The sequence below is a fragment of the Streptomyces sp. NPDC017890 genome (assembly GCF_044328675.1).
In the GTDB taxonomy this organism is placed as follows: Bacteria; Actinomycetota; Actinomycetes; order Streptomycetales; family Streptomycetaceae; genus Streptomyces.
On sequence record NZ_JBIRHU010000004.1, the window covers coordinates 100,942 to 117,742 of the forward strand.

Annotated in this window: 17 protein-coding genes and 1 pseudogene; 9 read left to right on the forward strand and 9 right to left on the reverse strand. The window is 72.5% G+C overall.

Annotated features, from left to right (window positions below; all coding sequences use genetic code 11):
• Positions 1-18: 18 nt before the first annotated feature.
• The 3 genes from bagM (at position 19) to ACH4F2_RS07040 (ending at position 3,498) form a co-directional block, all read left to right on the forward strand.
• Positions 19-669 (forward strand): bagremycin/ferroverdin biosynthesis UbiX family decarboxylase BagM/FevK, encoded by a 651-nt coding sequence (gene bagM / locus ACH4F2_RS07030; RefSeq protein WP_398131661.1) that lies wholly within the window; start codon positions 19-21, stop codon positions 667-669.
• Positions 666-2,207, forward strand: coding sequence for a bagremycin/ferroverdin biosynthesis UbiD family decarboxylase BagN/FevL (gene bagN / locus ACH4F2_RS07035; protein WP_398131662.1), 1,542 nt, complete (start codon positions 666-668; stop codon positions 2,205-2,207). Before bagM ends, bagN begins: the two co-directional genes overlap by 4 nt.
• Before the next feature lie 205 nt (positions 2,208-2,412).
• The gene (locus ACH4F2_RS07040; protein ID WP_398131663.1) at positions 2,413-3,498 is read left to right on the forward strand and encodes a prephenate dehydrogenase; all 1,086 of its coding nucleotides are present in this window, start codon (positions 2,413-2,415) and stop codon (positions 3,496-3,498) included.
• A gap of 68 nt (positions 3,499-3,566) precedes the next feature.
• Here the strand turns inward: ACH4F2_RS07040 and ACH4F2_RS07045 are convergent.
• A pseudogene (locus ACH4F2_RS07045) lies at positions 3,567-3,811 on the reverse strand (glyoxalase/bleomycin resistance/dioxygenase family protein); the annotation flags it as partial.
• A gap of 26 nt (positions 3,812-3,837) precedes the next feature.
• Entirely contained in the window at positions 3,838-5,193 is a 1,356-nt protein-coding gene (locus ACH4F2_RS07050) for an NAD(P)-binding domain-containing protein (RefSeq protein ID WP_398131664.1), read from the reverse strand.
• 143 nt (positions 5,194-5,336) lie between these two features.
• Here ACH4F2_RS07050 and ACH4F2_RS07055 point away from each other — a divergent pair, with 143 nt between their 5' ends.
• Entirely contained in the window at positions 5,337-5,702 is a 366-nt protein-coding gene (locus ACH4F2_RS07055; RefSeq protein ID WP_398131665.1) for an ArsR/SmtB family transcription factor, read from the forward strand.
• A gap of 125 nt (positions 5,703-5,827) precedes the next feature.
• Here ACH4F2_RS07055 and arsB read toward each other — a convergent pair whose 3' ends face one another.
• Positions 5,828-6,937 carry an ACR3 family arsenite efflux transporter gene (gene arsB, locus ACH4F2_RS07060; protein WP_398131666.1) on the reverse strand — a complete coding sequence of 370 codons (1,110 nt, stop codon included), beginning with the start codon at positions 6,935-6,937 and terminating at the stop codon, positions 5,828-5,830.
• A complete protein-coding gene (locus ACH4F2_RS07065; protein WP_398131667.1) occupies positions 6,934-7,242 on the reverse strand; it encodes an ArsR/SmtB family transcription factor in 309 nt (102 codons plus the stop codon). Before ACH4F2_RS07065 ends, arsB begins: the two co-directional genes overlap by 4 nt.
• Positions 7,243-7,334: 92 nt before the next feature.
• Here ACH4F2_RS07065 and ACH4F2_RS07070 point away from each other — a divergent pair, with 92 nt between their 5' ends.
• Positions 7,335-7,748 (forward strand): arsenate reductase ArsC, encoded by a 414-nt coding sequence (locus tag ACH4F2_RS07070; protein WP_398131668.1) that lies wholly within the window; start codon positions 7,335-7,337, stop codon positions 7,746-7,748.
• A 44-nt stretch (positions 7,749-7,792) separates the two neighbouring features.
• Here ACH4F2_RS07070 and ACH4F2_RS07075 read toward each other — a convergent pair whose 3' ends face one another.
• Entirely contained in the window at positions 7,793-9,295 is a 1,503-nt protein-coding gene (locus tag ACH4F2_RS07075; RefSeq protein ID WP_398131669.1) for a SulP family inorganic anion transporter, read from the reverse strand.
• A 408-nt stretch (positions 9,296-9,703) separates the two neighbouring features.
• Between ACH4F2_RS07075 and ACH4F2_RS07080 the strand changes: the two genes are divergently transcribed.
• Both ACH4F2_RS07080 and ACH4F2_RS07085 read left to right on the forward strand, forming a co-directional pair.
• On the forward strand, positions 9,704-10,156 hold the full coding sequence (locus ACH4F2_RS07080; RefSeq protein ID WP_398131670.1) for a MerR family transcriptional regulator: 453 nt from the start codon (positions 9,704-9,706) through the stop codon (positions 10,154-10,156).
• Between the two features lie 399 nt (positions 10,157-10,555).
• Positions 10,556-11,443 (forward strand): DUF2637 domain-containing protein, encoded by an 888-nt coding sequence (locus ACH4F2_RS07085; RefSeq protein WP_398131671.1) that lies wholly within the window; start codon positions 10,556-10,558, stop codon positions 11,441-11,443.
• Positions 11,444-11,491: 48 nt separating this feature from the next.
• On the opposite strand, the gene ACH4F2_RS07090 is transcribed toward ACH4F2_RS07085, so the two are convergent.
• Positions 11,492-11,944: a DUF6299 family protein gene (locus ACH4F2_RS07090; RefSeq protein WP_398131672.1), complete on the reverse strand. Its 453-nt coding sequence runs from the start codon at positions 11,942-11,944 to the stop codon at positions 11,492-11,494.
• Positions 11,945-12,226: 282 nt separating this feature from the next.
• Between ACH4F2_RS07090 and ACH4F2_RS07095 the strand changes: the two genes are divergently transcribed.
• Positions 12,227-12,451: a DUF5999 family protein gene (locus ACH4F2_RS07095; RefSeq protein ID WP_398131673.1), complete on the forward strand. Its 225-nt coding sequence runs from the start codon at positions 12,227-12,229 to the stop codon at positions 12,449-12,451.
• 58 nt (positions 12,452-12,509) lie between these two features.
• Here the strand turns inward: ACH4F2_RS07095 and ACH4F2_RS07100 are convergent, their stop codons facing one another.
• The 3 genes from ACH4F2_RS07100 to ACH4F2_RS07110 are packed head-to-tail and all read right to left on the reverse strand — an operon-like array spanning position 12,510 to position 14,929.
• The gene (locus ACH4F2_RS07100; protein WP_398131674.1) at positions 12,510-13,337 is read right to left on the reverse strand and encodes an alpha/beta fold hydrolase; all 828 of its coding nucleotides are present in this window, start codon (positions 13,335-13,337) and stop codon (positions 12,510-12,512) included.
• A 27-nt stretch (positions 13,338-13,364) separates the two neighbouring features.
• Positions 13,365-13,763, reverse strand: a complete 399-nt coding sequence (locus ACH4F2_RS07105; protein WP_398131675.1) for a RidA family protein — start codon at positions 13,761-13,763, stop codon at positions 13,365-13,367.
• A complete protein-coding gene (locus ACH4F2_RS07110) occupies positions 13,760-14,929 on the reverse strand; it encodes an acyl-CoA dehydrogenase family protein (protein WP_398131676.1) in 1,170 nt (389 codons plus the stop codon). The genes ACH4F2_RS07105 and ACH4F2_RS07110 overlap by 4 nt, the downstream gene beginning before the upstream one ends.
• 67 nt (positions 14,930-14,996) lie before the next feature.
• Between ACH4F2_RS07110 and ACH4F2_RS07115 the strand changes: the two genes are divergently transcribed.
• Positions 14,997-16,793 carry an AMP-binding protein gene (locus ACH4F2_RS07115; RefSeq protein ID WP_398131828.1) on the forward strand — a complete coding sequence of 599 codons (1,797 nt, stop codon included), beginning with the start codon at positions 14,997-14,999 and terminating at the stop codon, positions 16,791-16,793.
• Positions 16,794-16,801 lie beyond the last annotated feature (8 nt).

Consider the following 16,801-nt stretch of genomic DNA (forward strand, 5'->3'; position numbering starts at 1 on the left):
GATTACGGTGGGGGCAGGATGCGGCTGATCGTGGGAATGACCGGCGCCACCGGCGCGGCGCTGGGCGTTCGACTGCTCACCGAGTTGCGCGGGAACCCGCGGGTGGAGACACATCTGGTGCTCAGCCGCTGGGCGCGCGCGACGGTGGAGCTGGAGACCGGGCTGAGCGCCCGTGAGGTGGCCGCGCTGGCCGACGTCACCTACTCGCCCGACGACCAGGGGGCTGCGATCTCCTCCGGCTCGTTCCCCACCGACGGCATGGTGATCATCCCGTGCAGCATGAAGACGCTGGCCGGCATCCGCGCCGGGTACGCCGAAGGGCTGATGGGGCGCGCCGCCGACGTGACGCTCAAGGAGCGGCGCCGGATGGTCCTGGTGCCGCGGGAGACGCCTCTCAACGAGATCCACCTGGCGAACATGCTGGAACTCGCCCGCATGGGCGTCTCGATCGTGCCGCCCATGCCCGCCTTCTACAACCGGCCGGAGTCGGTCGACGACATCGTCGGCCACATCGTCATGCGGGTCCTCGACCAGTTCGGGCTCGAGTCCGTCGGCGCCCGGCGCTGGGACGGCTTCCCCCGGCCGTCCGCGGGCCGGCCGGGTGTCGCGGCCGACGTCGCCCCCGCGATACGCCCCAACGGCACGAAGCAGAGGAGCGCCCGTTCATGACCAGCCCGACGACCGACCCCACGACCGGTCCCCGGACCGACCCCCCGACCGATTCCCCGACCTGGCCGGTGATCCGGTTCGGCGAGCTGCGCGGTTACCTCGACGCGCTGGAGGCCCTCGGTGACCTGCGGCGCGTCACGCGGCCGGTGAGCGCCGACCTGGAGGCCGCCGCGATCACCCGTCTGTCCTGCGAACGGCAGTCCCCGGCCCCGCTGTTCGAGAACGTGGAGGGCGTCGCGCCCGGCTTCCGGCTGCTCGGGGCGCCCGCCGCGCTCAGCTCCGCCCCCGGCAAGCCGCTGGCCCGGGTCGCCCTGTCCGTCGGTCTGCCCGCCGGGGCCACCGCCGCCGAACTGGTCGACCACCTGGCCCGCACCCGCGACGCGAAGCCCGTGCCCCCTCGGCCGGTCGCGCGGAAGGACGCGCCCTGCAAGCAGAACGTGCTGCTGGGCGACGACGCCACCCTCGACCGCTTCCCGGTGCCCCGGGTCCACGAGTTCGACGGCGGCCCCTACGCCAACACCTGGGGCATCATCGTCGCCAGGACGCCGGACGGCCGGTGGACCAACTGGTCGATCGCCCGGATCATGCTGATCGACGGCAAGCACATGACCGGCCTGGTGATCCCGGCGCAGCACATCGGCATGATCTGGTCGGAGTGGGTGAAGATCGGCGAGCCGATGCCGTACGCGCTGGTGCAGGGCGGCGACCCGGCCATCCCGTTCGTCGGGGGCGTCCCGCTGCCGCCGGGGGTCGACGAGGCCGGCTACATCGGGGCGCTGCACGGCGAGCCGGTCGACGTCGTGCGGTGCGAGACGGTGGACCTGGACGTGCCCGCGGGCGCGGAGATCGTCATCGAAGGGCACCTGTCCGTCGGCCGCGACGCGCGGGAGGGGCCGTTCGGCGAGTTCGCCGGATACGGCTCCACCGAGACGTCGATGCAGCCGGTGTACACGGTCGAGGCCATCACCCACCGCGACGACCCGATCTGGCCACTGGTGGCCGAGGGCCGCCCGGTGGACGAGTTCCACACCGTGACGGGCGTCGGCCAGGCGGCCGAGGTCCTGGCGGAACTCCGCGCGGCCGGGCTGCCGGTCACCACTGCCTGGTCGCCGCTGCGCGCCGCGTCGCACTGGATGGTGGTCACCGTTCCGCAGGACTGGCGGGAGCGGCTGCCCGGCGTCGACTCCGCCGAACTCACGCACCGGATCGGCAAGGTGCTCTCCGAGTCCCACTCGGGCCGCGCCACGGCGGCGACCTTCGTCCTGGACGACGACATCGACCCGGCCGACGACACCGACCTGCTGTGGGCGCTGGCCACCCGGATCCACCCCCTGGTCCGGTCGGAGGCGTGGTACGGCTTCGTCCACCCGCTGCTGAACTGCTACACGCACGAGGAGCGCGCCGCCCAGTCCGGCCCGATCGTCTTCCACGACGGGCTGCTGCCCGCCCCCGGCGAGGGCCGGCTCCCGCACAGTTCCTTCGCCCAGGCGTATCCGGAGCGGATACGCCGCCGGGTTCTCGAGCACTGGGACGACTGACGCCGCGTCCGGACCGGAGCGGGCCGCGGCGCAGGCAGCACGCGCGCCGGGCCCGCCACCCGGACCGGGCGCGGTCTCGGCGAAGGGGCCACTCGATGAAGGGTCTCTTCCGAACCTGGATGGAGCATGTGAACACTGAGCAGCAGCACGAAGGGCTCGCAGCCCTCCCCCGCCGCGCGGCGGCCCGGCACGAGGGCGGCGTCCGATGAGGACCGCCCTGGTCATAGGAGCCGGTCTCATCGGCACGTCCGCGGCACTGACGCTCGCCGGACGCGGCGTCACCGTCCATCTGGCCGACCACGACCCGGACCGGGCCCGGACGGCGGCTGCCCTCGGCGCCGGCAGCGACGAGCCGCCCCTCGGCCCCGTGGACCTCGCGCTCGTCGCCGTGCCGCCCGCGCACACCGCCTCCGTGCTGGCCGGGGCCATGCGCGCGGGGGTGGCGCGCGGGTATGCCGACGTCGCCAGCGTCAAGGGCGGGCCCCGGCGCGAGCTGGAGGACCTGGGGCTCGATCTCGGCTCGTACATCGGCACCCACCCCATGGCGGGCAAGGAGAGCTCCGGCCCGCTCGCGGCGAGCGCCGACCTTTTCGAGGGCCGGCCCTGGGTGCTCACCCCGATGCCGGACACCGACACGGAGGTGCTGAACCTCGCTCTGGAACTGGTCGCGCTCTGCCGCGCCGTGCCCGTGATCATGGACGCCGCCGCCCACGACCGGGCCGTCGCCCTCGTCTCGCACACGCCACAGCTCATCTCCTCGATGGTCGCCGCGCGGCTGCAGGCCGCCGACGAGACGGTGGTGCGGCTGTGCGGCCAGGGCATCCGCGACGTCACCCGGATCGCCGCGTCCGACCCGCGGATGTGGATCGAGATCCTCTCGGCCAACCCGGGCCCCGTCGCGGAGGTGCTCGCGGGGGTGGCGGCGGACCTGGAGGACACCGTCGAGTCGCTGCGCGCCCTGCAGTCCGCCGACGACGCCAAGCGGCGCGGCGGCGCGGCGGGCATCGAGGACGTCCTGCGCCGGGGCAACGCGGGCCGGGTCAGGGTGCCCGGCAAGCACGGAGAGGCGCCCGCCTCCTATGAGACGGTGGCCGTCCTCATCAGCGACCAGCCGGGCGAACTGGCCCGCATCTTCGCCGACGCCGGGCGTGCGGGCGTCAACATCGAGGACGTACGCATCGACCACGCGACCGGCCGGCAGGCGGGCCTGGTCCAGCTGATGGTGAGCCCCGCGGCGGCCCCCGCCCTGAGCGCCGCCCTGAGCGAACGCGGCTGGTCGATCCGCCGTTGACGTCACGCTCGCCACGACGGCGGGCGCACCCCGCCGACCAGGTACGAACGCGGTGACGGACGTGGTCGGTCGCTCGGGCGGGCGGTGGCGGCGTGGACGGTCCCCGTGCTGTCGACCTCGACGCCGAGGCGGTCCAGGCGGGTCGCGTCGCCCGCCTCGCCTTCGATCAGGACGAGCTTGAGCGGGGGCTGCGCGATGGCGAAGTCGGCGTAGCCGTCGCGGAGTTCGGCGGCTCGGCGCCGTAGAGCTTCGTGCAGAGGGAGACGGACTCGGCGAGATCCGGTACCCGGAGGTCGAGTTGTACGCGGGACATGGCGAACCTCCTTGAGTGGGAGCAGGTCAGCAGCCACCGGAGGAGGCCGGGGCGCCGATGCCGATCCGCAGCGTTCGCGGGGCGGCGCAGCAACCGCCGCCGTCGCCGCTCTGCGCGGCGTCGGGCTCGTCGAACAGGCCGGCGCCGCCGCACACGCCGGTCTCCGGCAGGGTCAGCTCCACGCGCTCGGCCGCCTCGTGGTCGCCGGCCAGGGCGGCGGTGATGGAGCGGACCTGCTCGTAGCCGGTCATGGCGAGGAACGTGGGTGCGCGGCCGTAGGACTTCATGCCGGCCAGGTACACGCCCTGCTCCGGGTGGGACAGCTCCTTCACGCCGTGCGGGTAGACCGTGCCACAGGAGTGGACGTTCGGGTCGATCAGCGGGGCGAGCGCGGTCGGGGCCTCGAGGCGCTCGTCGAGGCGGAGGCGGAGCTCGGAGAGGAAGGAGAGGTCGGGGCGGAAACCCGTCAGAACGACGATCTCGTCGACCGGGTCCAGGCGGCGGCCGTCCTCGGCGACGAGGACCAGCCGGCCGCCGTCCCGTTCGACGGCCTCCGTGCGGAATCCGGTGACGGCGCTCGCGTGTCCTGCCTCCACCGCCGCCTTGGCCCGCAGGCCGAGGGCACCACGGGCCGGGAGCTGGTCGGCCTCGCCGCCGCCGTACGTGGCGTCGCCGATGCCCCGGCGCAGGATCCACACCGCGTGCGTGCCCGCCTCCTCCTTCGCCAGGTCGGCCAGCAGGGCGAGGGCGGTGAAGGCGGAGGCGCCGGAGCCGACGACCGCCGTGCGCTTGCCGGCGTAGCGGGCTCGGACGGCCGGGTCCTCCAGGTCCGGGACGCGGTGGGCGATGCGGCCGGCCGCCGTCCTCTCGCCGAGGGCGGGCAGGCCGTTCGCGCCCATCGGGCTGGGCGTGGTCCACGTGCCGGAGGCGTCGATGACGGCCCGGGCGGTGATCCGCTCCTCGCCGCCGTCCGCCGTCGTGATGTGCACGGTGAAGGGCTGTTCCGCACGGCCTGCGTCGACGATCCGGTCGCGTCCGGCGCGGGCCGCACCGGTGACCGTCGCTCCGTAGCGGACCTTGTCGCCGAGGGCGTCGGCGAGTGGCTGGAGGTAGCGTTCGGCCCAGTCGCCGCCGGTCGGGTACGTCGTGCCGTCGGGGCGGACCCAGCCGGTGGGGGCGAGCAGCTTCTCGGCGGCCGGGTCGGTGACCTCGGCCCACGTCGAGAACAGGCGGACGTGCGCCCACTCCCGTACGGCGGTGGCGGCGGACCGGCCGGCCTCCAGCACCAGCGGTTCCAGGCCGCGGTCGACGAGGTGTGCGGCGGCGGCCAGGCCGACCGGGCCGGCTCCGACGACCACTACGGGCAGGTTCTGCGTGTCCATGGCGGCACAACCCTCTGTTTCGATGTTCTTCGATGGCTTGCACTGCCAGCATGACGCCTGCTTCGACAAACGTCAAGATAGACATCCATCGAAGCAGCGACCGCATCCGGGCGCTCTGATTCGACATGTGTCAACATAGACATATGTCGAACGTCAAGGCGCTGCCGCTTCCGGAACCCGAGGCCCCCGACGCCGTGGTGCCGTGCTGCCCGCCCCTGAGCGAGCGTCCTCTCACCGCCGAGGAGGCCGAGCGGACGGCGCGGATGTTCAAGGCGCTCGGGGACCCGGTACGGCTGCGGCTGTTCTCGGCCGTCGCCTCGCACGAGGGCGGCGAGGCATGCGTGTGCGACATCTCCGACGTCGGTGTCTCCCAGCCGACCGTCTCCCACCACCTCAAGAAGCTCAAGGAGGCCGGACTGCTCACCTCGGAGCGGCGCGGCACCTGGGTCTACTACCGCGTCGAACCGTCGGTGCTGGCGGCCATGGGTCAGCTGCTGACCGTCCGGTAGCCCGCTCGGGGCGCAGCCGGTCTCCACCACGTCGACACGCCGTCACGCCTGCCGCGGCTCCGCAGCCGGGCAGGCGCCGACAGCCGTGCCGGTCGTTCCCCGTGCGCGGCGGTCGCGGCAGTGGATCAGTGGTCCCTGCCGGCGGTGGTCACCGCGGACGGGGCGAACTTCCCGCGCCAGGCCAGGGACACGCGGACGAGGCCGATCAGGACGGGGACCTCGATGAGTGGTCCCACGACGCCGGACAGGGCCTGGCCGGAGGTCACGCCGAAGGTGGCGACGGCGACGGCGATCGCCAGCTCGAAGTTGTTGCCGGCGGCGGTGAAGGCGAGGGTGGCCGTGCGGTCGTAGGCGAGACCGATCGCCTTGCCCAGCAGGAAGGTACCGGCCCACATCACGGCGAAGTACACCAGCAGCGGCAGCGCGATGCGTACGACGTCCAGGGGCTGCGAGGTGATGGTCTTCCCCTGCAGGGCGAAGAGGACGACGATCGTGAAGAGCAGGCCGTACAGCGCCCAGGGGCCGATTTTCGGCAGGAACTTCCGCTCGTAGCTCTCGCGGCCCGTCTTCTTCTCGCCGATGCGGCGGGTGAGGAATCCGGCGAGGAGCGGGATGCCGAGGAACACCACGACGTTGAGGGCGATCTTCCACACGGAGACGTCCAGGCCCTGCCCGTCGCCGAGGCCGAGCCACTGGGGCAGCAGGTCGAGGTAGAACCAGCCCAGCAGGCCGAACGCGACGACCTGGAAGACCGAGTTGAGGGCGACCAGGACGGCGGCCGCCTCCCGGTCGCCGCACGCGAGGTCGTTCCAGATGACGACCATGGCGATGCAGCGGGCCAGCCCGACGATGATCAGCCCGGTGCGGTACTCGGGCAGGTCGGGGAGGAAGATCCAGGCCAGCGCGAACATGACGGCCGGGCCGACCAGCCAGTTGACGACCAGCGAGGAGACCATCAGCCTCTTGTCGCCGGTGACCGCGTCGAGCTTGTCGTAGCGGACCTTGGCCAGCACCGGGTACATCATGACCAGCAGACCCAGGGCGATCGGCAGGGAGATGCCGCCGACCTCCAGATGCGCGAGGGCGTCGTTCATGCCGGGAACCAGGCGCCCCAGGCCGAGGCCGACGGCCATGGCGACGAGGATCCAGACGGCGAGGAAGCGGTCGAGCGTCGACAGCTTCGCGACGACGGAGGACTCCTCGGCGGTCGTCGCGGGTGCGTCGGTGCGGGTCATGGACAGGCCCTCTTGTTCTCGGCGGCGCTACGGGCGGACGCGGCCAGGTCGGTGAACCGGCCGGCGAGCGAGGCGATGACGTCCGGACGCAGCCTGTAGTACGTGTAGCGGCCGCACGGCTCCGTCTCCACGACACCTGCCTCGCGCAGCACTCTCAGGTGGTTGGAGAGGTTGGTCTGCCGGGCACCGGTCTCCTCCACGAGGTGGGTGGTGCACAGCGTCTCTTCGGCGAGCAGGGTCACGATGCGCAGCCTGAGCGGGTCCGCCAGAACCCGGATCAGGTCAGCGTCGGCTGACGTCATCACGCGCTGATACTGTCACATCAGTGGTGGCTGACACCACCGGGCGCTGATGTCACTGGCACCTGATGCCGTCGCGAGACAAGAGAGACCTCCTGATGACCGACAAGCCCTCCGTGCTGTTCGTCTGCGTCCACAACGCCGGCCGCTCGCAGATGGCCGCCGCGTGGCTGACCCACCTCGCCGGGGACCGCGTCGAGGTCCGTTCCGCCGGCTCCGACCCCGGCGAGAACGTCAACCCCGCCGCCGTCGAGGCCATGCGCGAGGTCGGCATCGACATCTCCGCCGAGGTGCCCAAGATGCTCACCGTGGACGCGGTCGAGGAGTCCGACGTCTGCGTGACCATGGGCTGCGGCGACACCTGCCCGGTCTTCCCGGGCAAGCGGTACCTGGACTGGCGGCTGGAGGACCCGGCCGGCCAGGGCGTCGAGGCCGTCCGCCCGATCCGCGACGAGATCAGGGTGCTGGTCGAGGGCCTGGTCGAGGAGATCGCGCCGAAGACGCGGTCGTGAGCACGGCGACGGACGTCATCCGGCGGGGCGGACGGCGTTGACGGTCAGTGACCGGCCGTGAGCCGGCCCGCCAGCCGCCCGTGCATGTCGGCGCTGGGCTCGTTGAGCCCGGTGATGGTGACCTTCTTGCCGCGCTGGGCGTACTTGGTCTCGATGGCGTCGAGGGCGGCGACGGAGGAGGCGTCCCAGATGTGGGTGCGGGAGAGGTCGATGACGACGTCGCCGGGGTCGCCCTTGTAGTCGAACCGGTGGACGAGGTCGTTGGAGGAGGCGAAGAAGAGCTCGCCGGTGACCGAGTAGACGACCTGCTTGCCGTCGGGGTCGACGACGCCGGACACGTCGGCCAGGTGGGCCACCCGCTTGGCGAAGATGATCATCGCGGTGACGGAGCCGATGACGACGCCGATGGCCAGGTTCTCGGTGGCGACCACGACGACCACCGTGGCCACCATGACGACGGTCTCGCCCAGCGGCATCCGCTTGAGGGTCCTGGGCTGGATGGAGTGCCAGTCGAACGTGCCGACCGACACCATGACCATGACGGCGACGAGTGCGGCCATGGGGATGTCGGAGACGACCGGGCCGAAGACGATGCACAGCACCATGAGGAAGGAGCCGGCCAGGAAGGTGGACAGGCGGGTACGGGCGCCGGACACCTTCACGTTGATCATGGTCTGGCCGATCATGGCGCAGCCGCCCATGCCCCCGAAGAACCCGGTGACGATGTTGGCGACACCCTGGCCGACGGACTCCCGGGTCTTGTTGGAGCGCGTGTCGGTGAGGTCGTCCACGAGCTTGGCCGTCATCAGGGACTCCATCAGGCCGACCAGCGCCATGGCGAGGGCGTAGGGCGCGACGGTGGTCAGGGTGTCCATGGTGAAGGGGACGTCCGGCAGCCCGGGAACGGGCAGGGACGACGGCAGCTCACCCTTGTCACCCACCGTGGGGACCGCGATGCCGGCCGCGACGGTGATCACGGTCAGCACGACGATGGAGACCAGCGGCGCCGGGACCACCTTGGTGACCTTCGGGAAGAACACCATGAGGGCCAGTCCGCCGACGATGAGCGGGTAGACGGCCCAGGGGACGTCGTGCATCTCCGGCACCTGGGCCATGAAGATCATGACGGCCAGGGCGTTGACGAAGCCGACCATCACCGAGCGGGGCACGAACCGCATCAGCTTGGCCACCCCGAGCGTGCCGAGGATCACCTGGAAGACACCGGCCAGGATGACGGCGGCGACCAGGTAGCCCAGTCCGTGCTCGCGGTTCAGCGGCGCGATGACCAGGGCGACCGCGCCGGTGGCGGCGGAGATCATCGCCTTGCGTCCGCCGACGACCGAGATGACGACCGCCATGGTGAAGGAGGCGAACAGTCCGATGCGGGGGTCGACGCCCGCGATGATCGAGAAGGAGATCGCCTCGGGGATGAGCGCGAGGGCCACGACCAGACCGGCCAGCACCTCGGTGCGCAGGACCTTCGGGGAGGCGAGCCAGTCGGGCTTGGACATGCGGAACCTGGGAGCTGCGGGCAGCGGTGAGGACATGCGACCGTTCCTGTTCAGGCGCACGCGTCCATGGCCGCTGGACACACGCGCGGGGGCGTACGTGGCTCCGCGAAGGCGCGGAATCCCCGGCGGCCCGGCCGCCTCCGCGGGGGCCCTGCCGGACAGGGCGGCGACCCGGTGGCCGCCGGTCAGGCATCATTGCCCGGGAAGTCTTCGGTGCCGTCACAGGCTCCGTCGAGGCGTGCGCTGTGGCGACTGCGCCCTTGCCGTGCACTGACAGGCGGGGACGAGCACGTCCGCGACTCTACCCTGACGTAAGAGCAGAGTGTGAGTCGCGGCTTGTGAGCGCAGGTAAGCAGCACAGGGGTTCCTGTGCATGTTCGCGCCTGGACTGACGCACGTCACTGTTTCGGAATCAGGCGGACGACAGAGGGAGATGGCTCAGCGATGGCGGAAGACCGGCAGATGCAGATCGGCGAGGTGGCCGAGCGAACCGGTTTGTCGTTGCGCACCATCCGGCACTACGAGGAAGTCAGCCTGGTTATTCCCTCGGCCCGCAGCAAGGGCGGCTTCCGGCTGTACACGGCGGCGGACGTCGACCGGCTGATGGTGATCCGCCGCATGAAGCCGCTCGACTTCTCCCTGGAGGAGATGCGCGACCTGCTGGAGATCACAGACCGGCTCGCCGCGGTCGGCGGCGCCCTCACCGGCGAGGAGCGGGAGAGGCTGCGGGAGCGGCTGGATTCCTACCGGGAGGTGGCCGACGCACGCTGCGAGACGCTGCGCGCCCGCCTGTCGATGGCCGAGGATTTCGCCGCGACACTGCGACAGCGGCTCGAACACCGACCCGACGGCAGGACGCCCGGCCCCGGCGACACCCCCGAAGCCGACCGGCCGTAGCCGCCGGGTCCGTAGATCCGATTCACATTCTTCATACTTCGTACGTGATGATTCATGTCGAACCGATGTGAATTCGGGATTGGGTAAGTATCAGAGAAATCGTTCACTCGATTGCCGCGCATCCGACGGAGTGAGTGGACGTTACTTCGGATATGAGCGAGGAAAACGGGGAATTGGTGACGCTTGGCCCGTACATCTACAGGCCTGGCAGAAACCACTGTCCGTCACCGAGCAACGGAACTCTGACCAGAGGCGGGCTCCCCGTCCCACTCCGGGTGACCGAGCCCGTGCTGCAACGCTTCCTGGACGTCATGACCGAGCTGGAGAGCGGCCTCGCCGAGCGGTGGGGCCGGTCCCAGGGGTCCCTCACGTACACCCGGGCGGAGTGACCCGCGCGTCGTGTACGAGGAACAGACTCATCAGCAAACGCCCTACGGCGAGGGCCCGTTCCGTTCGAGCGGCGGCGGCGGCCGGCACCGAGCGCCGGAGGAAGCCCGGCAGCATGACTTCCAGGAAACCCTCGTCCCGCCGGAACCCAACTGGGACCCGGCCGAAGAGCTCGCTTTCCTGCTCCAGGACGCGATGGGACAGCAGCCCATCACCCCGCACGGGACGACGGACACGTCGGCGATCGCTCCCGCGCCGGGCACGCCGCTGAGCAATCTGCAGGAAATCACAGCGGAACTGCCACCGTTGAGAGAGACCCCCGCCAGTCACCGCAAGGTCCGCAAGCCGAAGGTGAGCCGGCTGCGCGCCGCGAGCCTCTTCGTCGCGGCGCTCGCCGCGGTCATCGCGGCCTCCGTGAGCCTGTTCGGCGGCATGGTGGCCTACGAACCGCTGCGCATGGCGGCCGCGACCCGCACCCGTGGCAGCGTCGTGTCGTGGTGGCCGCTGCTGGTCTACGGGCCCTGGCTGGTGGCGTCACTGGCCGTCCTGCGGTCCGCGCTGCACCAACGCCGCGCGGTGCACTCCTGGGCCGTGGTGCTGCTGTTCTCGGGCATCGCGATGATGCTGTGCATCGCCCAGGCGCCCAGGACCCTCAGCGACGGTGCGGCCGCGGCCCTGCCGGGGCTGGCCTCGCTGGTCTGCTTCCAGCAGATCGTCCGCCAGATCACGCTCACCCGTCCGCCCCGGCGGGCGGTGCCGCGGCACCGGCAACGCGCCACGCCTCCTCCGGGCGACGGGGTGGCGGCCGCGGCGGCCTCGGACCCGTTGCCCCTTCCCCAGCAGCGGCGGCATCCCCAGCGCCCGTCCCGGCCGGGCCCCGGGCCCCGGAAGCGGATCTGACCGGATGACGGACCGGGCGACGCGTCACAAGGCCGTGCCGGCGCGGGGTCAGCCCTCGACCAGCGTCACGTTCTGGCCCTGACGCGCGCGGAAGATCGGGAGCGGCAGACCGCCCATGGACCGCAGTTCCAGAAGAGTGGCCTCGGCGTAGGCCGCGCCGGGCTTCAGGGCGTTCGCGGAGGTCGTGTCCGTATTGACCCAGCGGTGCTCCTGGCCGTCGCACACCGCGAGGCTCCCGCCGATGCCGTACCGGACGGACGAGTCGCCCTGGCTGACGGAGGAGCCGACGAAGACCAGGCCGGTCGCGGCGGTGCAGCGGTAGGTCCCGGAGAGGGTGACGGTGCCGTCCGCGGCGATGCGGCCGGTCGGATCCACCGTCAGTGACTCCGTGACGTGGCGGGCGTCGTCGGGGGCCGCGGTCGCGGCGGGGGCGGCCAGCAGGAGCAGGGCGGCGCCGGCGGCCGTGGCGAGGGCTGCGCATCGTGCGGGTCGTGCGGGCATGAGGAACCTCCCGGTCGGTCGGAGACAAGGGTTCCACTGGTACCGGGCGGACCGTCCGGCGGCGGTGACCGTCACCCCTTCGGTGGCGAGTCCGCGTCGGCGGCGGCCTGGGGCCTCGTCGATGGTGCCGGTTCCGCGTCGGCCGTCGTGGAACCGTCGCCGGGTTGTCCGGGTGCTGTCACGCTTGCCGCCGGGGTCTTGGCGATGACTTCCCGTCGGGCGCACGGTCTGTTCATGCGACGGTCCCGACGACGGGACGGTCTCCCGACGTGGAGGTGCGCCATGTGTACCCACCGGCCTTCCTGCCCCGCGGCCGACTCCGCGGCAGCCGGCTTTGCCGCCGCGCGGTCCGTCGTCCCGCACATCGTCGCCGCCCACCCCGGACAGGGGTGGAGCCTGCTGTGCGACGGCAGGATCGTCTTCGACGACACCGGTGAGCTGCTGCCCGACGGCCGGGTCGTCGCGCCGCGCCGGGTTACCGCCGGGCACCTGGCGGTGGCCGCCTGATTTGCTGTCAGGCCAGGCCTGTCCCTTTCCGGCGGTACTCACTCCATGCCGGCGGTACTCACCCCTTCTCGGCGATGAACTCCCGCAGCAGCGAGGCGAGCAGCTCCGGCTGGTCCTCGGGGATCAGCGTCCGGGCGTCCTCGACCTCCACCAGCCGCCCCTGCGGGAGGAGTTCTGCCAGGCGTCGGCCGTGGGCGCGGGGCATCATCAGGTCCTCGGTCGCCCAGACGACGAGCGCGGGCCGGTCGAACCTCCGCAACCCCTGGGCGGCCTCGAGCAGTTCACCGCGGCGGACGTGGGTGCCGTAGTACCGGAAGTCGCGCCGGATCGCCGGGTCGGTGCGCAACGGGCGCAGCCAGCCGTCGACGACCGCGTCCGGCACGGGCCGCTTGGTGAGCGCGCCGATGCCGACGGGCAGCCGGCGCAGCGGTTTCAGCCCCAGGGTGCGGACCAGCAGGGACACGCCGCCGGGTATCCGGCAGGCCACGCCGATCAGCTTTCCGGGCAGTCCCGGCGGGTAGTTGTCGAACGCCTCGCACGCGACGAGCGCCAGCCGCGCGAGGCGCTCCGGGTGCCGGGCCGCCACCGTCTGGGCCCGTCCGCAGTCGTTCTCGACCAGGGTGACGTCCGTGAGGTCGAGGCGGTCGAGGAACTCCGCGATCAGCTCGTTGACGAGGTCCGGGGTGGGCGGCCGGGACATCGGCCGGCGGTGGGCCCCGTAGGGCAGGGTCGGCGCGATCACCCGGTGGTCGGTGCGCAGGTCGGCGACGACCTTGCGCCAGACGGTCGCGTCGTGCACCAGGCCGTGGAGGAGGACGACGACCGGGCCGTCGCCGCCGGTGTCCTCGTACTCGATGGTTCCCGCGCTCAGTTCGATGTCCGGCATACCGGAATGCTAAGGGCCGCGGCGCCGCTACGGCAGTACGGCGAACCCGTCCAGTTCCACCAACGCCCGCTCGTCCCACAGGCGTACGACCTCCACGACCGCCATCGCCGGGTAGTCGCGGCCGGCCAGTTCGCGCCAGGTGCGGCCGAGGTCGGCGGCGTGGGTGCGGTAGGCGGCGACGTCCGTGGCGTAGACGGTGACGCGGGCGAGGTCGGCGGGGGTGCCGCCGGCGGCGCGCAGGGCGGTCAGGAGGTTGGTGAGCGCCAGCTCGAACTGGGCGGGGAGGGTGTCGCCGGTGACCTTGCCGTCGGTGTCGAGGGCGGTCTGGCCGGCCAGGAACACGACGCGGGTGCCGGTGGCGACGACGGCGTGGGAGAAGCCGGTGGGTGGGGAGAGTCCGGGCGGGTTCACCCGCTCGGCGGTCATGACCCGGCCTCCTCGGTCGTCGCGTCCAGCGCTCGGTACAGCTCCTTGGCGATGATGCCGCGCTGGACCTCGCTCGCGCCCTCGTAGACGCGGGGGGCGCGCACGTCGCGGTAGAGGTGTTCGAGGAGGTGGCCGCGGCGCAGGGCGCGGGCGCCGTGCAGCTGGACGGCCTTGTCGACGACGTACTGGGCGGTCTCGGTGGCGAGGAGTTTCGCCATCGCGGCGCGCCGCGGGACGTCCGGTGCGCCCTCGTCGTACGCCGTGGCCGCCGCGTACACCATCAGGCGGGCCGCCTCGGTGCGCAGGGACATCTCGGCGACCTGGTGGGCGACGGTCTGGAGGTCTCGCAGCTTGCCGCCGAAGGCGTCGCGGGCGGCGGTGTGCGCGAGGGTGGCGTCCAGGGCGGCCTGCGCCATGCCGACGGCGAAGGCGCCGACGCTGGGGCGGAACAGGTTGAGGGTGTCCATGGCGACCCGGAACCCTCGGTCCGGCTCGCCGAGCACGTCGTCCCCGGTGACGGGCACGGCGTCGAAGGCGAGGGTGCCGACGGGATGCGGGGAGAGCATGTCGAGGGGCGTGCCGGTGAGGCCGGGACGGTCGGCGGGGACGAGGAAGGCGGTGACGCCTCGGGCGCCGGCGCCGGGGGTGGTGCGGGCGAAGACGGTGTAGAAGTCGGCCTCGGGGGCGTTGGAGATCCAGCACTTCTCGCCGGTGAGCCGCCAGCCGGAGCGGCCGCCGGAGGGCGTGCCCGGCCGCGCGTCCGGGCGGGCGGCCAGCGTGAGCGCCGCCGCGTCCGAGCCGGCGTCGGGCTCGCTGAGGGCGAAGGCGGCCACCGCGCTGCCGTCGCTCACGCGGGGCAGCCAGCGGGCGCGCTGGGCCTCGGTGCCGTGGGCGTGCACCGGGTGGGCGCCGAGGCCCTGGAGGGCGAGGGCGGTCTCCGCCTCCGTGCAGGCGTGGGCGAGGGACTCGCGCATCAGGCACAGGTCGAACGCACCGGAGGTGAACAGGCGGGACAGCAGACCGAGGGCGCCGAGTTCGGCGACGAGGGCGCGGTTGACGCGGCCCGGGTCGCCCTTCTCGGCCAGGGGCCGCAGCCGTTCGGCGGCCAGGGCGCGCAGCTCGGCGCACCAGGCGAGTCGTGCCGGTTCGAGCGAGAATGCGGTCATCGCCGGTCCCTTCCCCTGCTCCCCTGCCCCGTGGGCGGCCACATCCGAGGTTATCGCGGACCGTTGACTGTCGTCACCAACGCGTTACGCTCGTGGCGCGAGCCCACCACGACGCAGGGGGCGAACCGCCATGGCAGTCACGCACCGCGCAGGTCCGCACCGCTCGGCGCACGTCGACACCTTCGCGCGCGAGCAGCTGCCTCCCGCGGACCAGTGGCCCGAGCTCCGCTTCGACCTGCCGGAACTGCGCTACCCCGCCCGGCTGAACTGTGCCGCGGAGCTGCTCACCGGCCCGCCCGACGACCGCCCGGTCTTCCGCACCGCGTCCGGGGACCGCTGGACCTACGGACAGCTGCGGGCCCGCGTCGACCGGCTCGCCCACCTCCTCACCGGCGACCTCGGTGTCGTCCCGGGCAACCGGGTGCTGCTGCGCGGCCCCACCACCCCGTGGCTGGCCGCCTGCTGGCTGGCGGTGCTGAAGGCGGGCGCGGTGGCGGTGACCGTGCTGGCCCAGCAGCGGCCGCACGAGCTGCGCGCCGTCTGCGAGATCGCCCGGGTGCGGTACGCCCTGTGCGACGTCCGGGCCGTCGACGACCTCGCCGAGGCGGAGATCCCGGGGCTGCGCATCACGACGTACGGCGGGGACGCGCCCGACGACCTGCTGACCCGTACGGGGGCGGGCGCGGAGGCACGCAGGGAGGCGGGCGCGGAGGGTGGCGGGGAGACACGTACAGAGGCCGGCACGAAGGCCGGTACGGAGCCCGGTGGGGCGCCCGCCGTGCCGTACCCGGCCGTGGACACCGCGGCCGACGACGTGGCGCTGATCGCCTTCACCTCGGGCACCACGGGGCGCCCCAAGGGCTGCGTGCACTTCCACCGTGACGTGCTGGCGATCGCCGACACCTTCTCCCGGCACGTCCTCAAACCGCGCGCGGACGACGTCTTCGCGGGCAGCCCCCCGCTCGGTTTCACCTTCGGGCTCGGCGGGCTGGTGATCTTCCCGATGCGGGCCGGGGCGAGCGCGCTGCTCCTCGAACAGGCGGGCCCCAGGCAGCTGCTGCCCGCCGTCGCCGAGCACCGGGTGTCGGTGCTGTTCACCGCGCCGACCGCGTACCGGGCGATGCTCGACGAGCTGGACGCGTACGACGTCACGTGTCTGCGGCGCTGCGTCTCGGCGGGCGAGAACCTGCCGGCGGCCACCTGGCGGGCCTGGCAGGAGCGGACCGGCCTGCGCCTCATCAACGGCATCGGCGCCACCGAGCTGCTGCACATCTTCGTCTCCGCGGCGGACGAGGACTCCAGGCCGGGTACGACGGGTGTGCCGGTGCCGGGATGGCAGGCGCGCGTGCAGGACGAGCACGGTGCGCCCGTGCCGGACGGCGAACCCGGACTGCTCGCGGTGCGGGGGCCGGTGGGCTGCCGGTACCTCGCCGATCCGCGGCAGCGGGAGTACGTGCGCGACGGCTGGAACATCACCGGCGACACGTACGTACGCGAACCCGACGGCTACTTCCGCTATGTGGCGCGCGCCGACGACATGATCATCTCCGCCGGGTACAACATCGCCGGGCCGGAGGTGGAGGACGCGCTGCTGCGGCATCCGGACGTGGTGGAGGCGGCGGTGGTGGGCCGGCCCGACCCGGACCGGGGGCAGGTCGTGGTGGCCCATGCCGTACTGAGGGAGGGCGCCGAGCGGGACCCGGACGCGTTGCGCGCGTTCCTCACGGCCGAGCTGGCGCCGTACAAGTGCCCGCGCGAGTTCGTCTTCCCGGACGCGCTGCCGCGCACCGCGACCGGCAAGCTCCAGCGCTACCGGCTCCTGGCCGCCCCCGGGCACGACGCCCGTGGCGGCCGTGCGGGATGACGACAACC

Coding starts and splice junctions, on each gene's coding strand:
- ACH4F2_RS07055 (WP_398131665.1), top strand. CDS start 5,337: ATGTCGAACGTCAAGGCGCTGCCGCTTCCGGAACCCGAGGCCCCCGAC.
- ACH4F2_RS07080 (WP_398131670.1), top strand. CDS start 9,704: ATGGCGGAAGACCGGCAGATGCAGATCGGCGAGGTGGCCGAGCGAACC.
- ACH4F2_RS07070 (WP_398131668.1), top strand. CDS start 7,335: ATGACCGACAAGCCCTCCGTGCTGTTCGTCTGCGTCCACAACGCCGGC.
- bagN (WP_398131662.1), top strand. CDS start 666: ATGACCAGCCCGACGACCGACCCCACGACCGGTCCCCGGACCGACCCC.
- ACH4F2_RS07105 (WP_398131675.1), bottom strand. CDS start 13,763: ATGACCGCCGAGCGGGTGAACCCGCCCGGACTCTCCCCACCCACCGGC.
- ACH4F2_RS07100 (WP_398131674.1), bottom strand. CDS start 13,337: ATGCCGGACATCGAACTGAGCGCGGGAACCATCGAGTACGAGGACACC.
- ACH4F2_RS07040 (WP_398131663.1), top strand. CDS start 2,413: ATGAGGACCGCCCTGGTCATAGGAGCCGGTCTCATCGGCACGTCCGCG.
- arsB (WP_398131666.1), bottom strand. CDS start 6,937: ATGACCCGCACCGACGCACCCGCGACGACCGCCGAGGAGTCCTCCGTC.
- bagM (WP_398131661.1), top strand. CDS start 19: ATGCGGCTGATCGTGGGAATGACCGGCGCCACCGGCGCGGCGCTGGGC.
- ACH4F2_RS07110 (WP_398131676.1), bottom strand. CDS start 14,929: ATGACCGCATTCTCGCTCGAACCGGCACGACTCGCCTGGTGCGCCGAG.
- ACH4F2_RS07050 (WP_398131664.1), bottom strand. CDS start 5,193: ATGGACACGCAGAACCTGCCCGTAGTGGTCGTCGGAGCCGGCCCGGTC.
- ACH4F2_RS07075 (WP_398131669.1), bottom strand. CDS start 9,295: ATGTCCTCACCGCTGCCCGCAGCTCCCAGGTTCCGCATGTCCAAGCCC.
- ACH4F2_RS07090 (WP_398131672.1), bottom strand. CDS start 11,944: ATGCCCGCACGACCCGCACGATGCGCAGCCCTCGCCACGGCCGCCGGC.
- ACH4F2_RS07095 (WP_398131673.1), top strand. CDS start 12,227: ATGTGTACCCACCGGCCTTCCTGCCCCGCGGCCGACTCCGCGGCAGCC.